Raw genomic sequence first — 3,498 nt, forward strand, 5'->3', positions numbered from 1 at the left:
GGGTGAGGTAGGTATAGGCCATGACCTTTGAGGACGGCAGCCGCAGGGTCGCGTATTGCAGAAGCAGGAAGGTCGCGGCACTTGCAAAGATCGTCGTATAGGCAAGTGCGATCCAGACGATCCCCGGCAGCGCGGCCCAGTCGGTGGAACGGATCGCGCCCCAGCCATAAAGCGTTGTGACGATGCAGCCGGCGATCAGCATGCCGAAGGTGAAGACCAGCGGGCTTTCGCCCCGGTTCAGCTTGCGGACAAGCGGCGTATAGACGGCATGCGCCACGCAGCCCCCGAAATAGATCGCCTCGCCCCGGCCGATCTCGAACCGCATCAGGGCCGTGAGATCGGCGCGAAAAATCACCCAAAGCGCGCCCGCCGCACCAATGGCAAGCGCCAGTGCGATGCGCGGTGTCGTGACCTGCCGCAGAAGCAGCCAGCCAAACCCGGCCGCGAGGATTGGCGTCAGCGTAAAGACCGCCGCTGTCGAGACGGCGGGCGCGGTCTTCAGCCCTTCGAACATCAGGATGAAATAGCTGGCAAAGATCGCGCCCAGCACCGCGTAGCGCCAGGGGGCCGCCAGCGCCCGGCGTGGCAGGCCGGTCGTTGCGAAGACAAGTGTGCCTATTATCGCCCCCGCCAGCAGAAAGCGCAGAGCCGTAAAGGCGACAGGCGAAATCATGTTCGCCATCAACGCCCCCAACGAAAACGATCCCGCCACCAGCGCCGAAAAGACAAGCATCGCCAGATGGCCGCGCGCGGGCCCCGACATGGTCAGCACATCCCGCAGCCCTGCGCGTCTTCCTTCAAGGCCTTGAGGAAAAGCTGGATGCGCGGCGTGCGGTGCAGATCGACATGGGTGACAAGCCAGAGCGGGCTGTCCCATTCCTGCCGTTGCGGCAGAACCTCGATCAGGTCGGGATGGCGCCGCGCCAACAAAACCGGCAGGAACCCCATCGCCGCCCCGCCCGTCACCGCCTCGACCACGACGCGGTCTTCGTTGGCGCGGAAGGTGATCGCCTGATCCGGCACCCGCGCCATGAGCCAGCGGTTGAACGGTGCCCGGCTTTCAGGATCAACCGGGCCGACAAAACGGTGGCGCGGCAGATCTTCTTCACTTTCGGGTCGACCATGACGCGCGATATAGTCCGGGCTGGCATAAAGACCCCGCTTATGCGTGCAGAAGCTTTGCACCACATTGTCGGGTTCCTGCGGCTTGCCGCCCGCCCGGATCGCCACATGCGCCTCGCCGTATTCCAGCCGGAAGAGGCGCGCATCCGAAACATAGCGCACCCTGAGTTCGGGATAGTCACGCTGCAGCCGGGTGAGCGTCGGCGTCACCAATTCCGACAGGCCGGGCAGAGACGTCACAACAAGCTCGCCCGAAATTTCGGTCGCCGCGCCGGTGATGCGGGCGGCAAGATGCGCGAACTGATCCTCGGTCGTTTGGGCGACTTTCAAGAGCTCCTGCCCCGCCTCGGTGGCCGTATATCCACGCGCATGGCGTTGAAAGAGCTTCGCCCCAAGCCGCCCCTCCAGCGCATCAACATGGCGGATCACGGTCGCATGGTGGACGCCAAGCACATCCGCCGCACCCGACACTGTGCCGATGCGGGCCACTTGATAAGCGGTCCGGATTTCATCCCAGTTTTCCATCGGCGCAGCTCCTTGAAACATCTCGATTTTCGTCAAGTTTTCTCACGAAAAGTTATTGTGCACTGACGAACACGACCTAAGGAAAAAGCCGCATTTTCTGCCCGGATGCAACACCTATCTCGATGTCACGGTCGCCGGGAAGCCTAGAGAACAGGCTGAACGGCACCCCGAAACCCCGGCCCTGCTCCCTGGGCCACCACCAAAGCGGGACAGTCCCGTGACACATGAAAGGACAGACCAATGTTTGCTAAAGTAACCCTCTCCGCCCTCGCCATCGCCCTTGCTGCCCCGGCTTTTGCCGCGACCCAGCTGGAACGTTCCGCCGGTGTTGATGCGGGCGTCTACACCCAAGCCCAGATTGGTGAGATCGCCTCCGCCGAGAAACCCAATGACGCAGCGCGCCTGAAGGCGTTCTATCTCGACAACGGCGACAGCACCGTCTCGCGCGCCGACTTCTCGGCATCGGCCCCGAGCGATCTGCGCTCGGTCCGCGGTTCCGACCGGTAATCTGAACGAACCACCACCTCACGGAACGGCGGGCAGGCGACAGCTTGTCCGCCGCTTCCATTTTTCGGCAAGAATTTCCTCTGCCTGCCCCACCAAATCCTTGCCGCATTCGGTCGTATCATGGCTGCATGCGGATCGTGAAAGACACAGAAGAAGAGTTCATTCTTGAGGAACGCCCGGTTTTCTGGGGACTTGCAATGATTTTTTTCATCATGAGCACCTGTGCCTGGGCGATCAATTCCGTCAAGGATCGCGACTATGCCATGGCCGCACTGGCGGTACTGGTCACGATCTGCATCGGATAGCTTGCCTATGTCATCGTCGAGCGTTTCTGGCTGGTCCTGGACCGGCGGACAGACAGGATCGAGCTGCGCCGCCGCAACCATCGCCCCTATCGTACCCAAACTTTCCCGCTGTCAGAGCTTGCACCCGACGGCATCCTCATCGAACGCAGCGACGACATGCATCGCCTTGCCTTGAAACTGGCATCCCGGGACAGGCCAGTACCGATGACACGGCATTACCAGACCGGCCATCATATCCACCGCTGCGCCGAGGCAGCACGGGCCTGGCTGAAAGCACGGCGGTAACGGATGCGTGTATTGGAACAGTCAGATGAGCATCTGATCCTTGATCGCGCCGCAGGCACGGTCGAATTGCGCCGCCGCAATCTGCGGCGTGTTCACCGGGATGTCTTTTCCGTGAATGAGTTGGCCCAAGACGGGATCATGGTTCAAGCGGATGAGGGAGCATATCTTATCGCCCTCAAGCTTATCTCGCGTTCCGACCCGCTGCCGATGAGAAGCTACTACCAAAGTGGCCGCACTGTCCGCGCCGGCGCAGAAGCGGCGCGCAAGTGGCTTGCATCCGATCCGCTTAAGGCGTGACCACGGTCAATCCCAGCAACCGCCAGCTTTGCATCCCGCCTCGATAGTACCGGATCCGGTCAGCGGGATAGCCGAGCGAGATCATGACCCGGATCGCCGAAGGTGACTGACCGCACCAGAGCCCGTTGCAGAACAATGCGACCTCCTTCGCCCCTGTGCAATCCCAGCCGTCGAAATCCGGTTCGCAGCCCAGATCGGCCAGACGGTCGCCAATCTCGGTATAGGGGATGTTGATCGCACCGGGGATCGTGCCGCCCCGAAACCAGTCATTGGTGCGGCTGTCGATCACAACCGCCTTTCCGCCTTCAAGCAGATCGAGCAGTTCAAGTTCCCCGATCGGTGTCACGCCCTCGGCAGGCACCATCGGCTGAATGCAGAAGGGTGGGCACTCGCGTGAGGTTCTGCTCCAGTCGCCGTTCAGCATCGCCTCTGTATTCTGATCCCGCATGATGACGAC

5 protein-coding genes are annotated in these 3,498 nt (G+C 61.8%); 2 read left to right on the top strand and 3 right to left on the bottom strand.

Translation table 11 applies throughout. The features are described from left to right. Together WBB85_RS15225 and WBB85_RS15230 are read right to left on the bottom strand one after the other, a co-directional pair. On the bottom strand, nucleotides 1–763 hold a 763-nt coding region (locus WBB85_RS15225), incomplete at its 3' end, for a DMT family transporter (protein WP_432639451.1). 2 nt (nucleotides 764–765) lie between these two features. After that, entirely contained in the window at nucleotides 766–1,647 is an 882-nt protein-coding gene (locus WBB85_RS15230; RefSeq protein ID WP_432639452.1) for a LysR family transcriptional regulator, read from the bottom strand. 240 nt (nucleotides 1,648–1,887) lie between these two features. Here WBB85_RS15230 and WBB85_RS15235 point away from each other — a divergent pair, with 240 nt between their 5' ends. Together WBB85_RS15235 and WBB85_RS15240 are read left to right on the top strand one after the other, a co-directional pair. Beyond that, nucleotides 1,888–2,154 (top strand): hypothetical protein, encoded by a 267-nt coding sequence (locus tag WBB85_RS15235; protein ID WP_432639453.1) that lies wholly within the window; start codon nucleotides 1,888–1,890, stop codon nucleotides 2,152–2,154. 593 nt (nucleotides 2,155–2,747) lie between these two features. Continuing rightward, nucleotides 2,748–3,041 (top strand): hypothetical protein, encoded by a 294-nt coding sequence (locus tag WBB85_RS15240; protein ID WP_432639454.1) that lies wholly within the window; start codon nucleotides 2,748–2,750, stop codon nucleotides 3,039–3,041. On the opposite strand, the gene WBB85_RS15245 is transcribed toward WBB85_RS15240, so the two are convergent. Continuing rightward, nucleotides 3,031–3,498: rhodanese-like domain-containing protein (locus WBB85_RS15245; RefSeq protein WP_432639455.1), on the bottom strand; the 468-nt coding region annotated here is incomplete at its 5' end. The genes WBB85_RS15240 and WBB85_RS15245 overlap by 11 nt on opposite strands.

The sequence above is a fragment of the Albidovulum sp. genome (assembly GCF_049646345.1).
Classification (GTDB): domain Bacteria; phylum Pseudomonadota; class Alphaproteobacteria; order Rhodobacterales; family Rhodobacteraceae; genus Albidovulum.

Coding starts and splice junctions, on each gene's coding strand:
- WBB85_RS15235 (WP_432639453.1), top strand. CDS start 1,888: ATGTTTGCTAAAGTAACCCTCTCCGCCCTCGCCATCGCCCTTGCTGCC.
- WBB85_RS15240 (WP_432639454.1), top strand. CDS start 2,748: ATGCGTGTATTGGAACAGTCAGATGAGCATCTGATCCTTGATCGCGCC.
- WBB85_RS15230 (WP_432639452.1), bottom strand. CDS start 1,647: ATGGAAAACTGGGATGAAATCCGGACCGCTTATCAAGTGGCCCGCATC.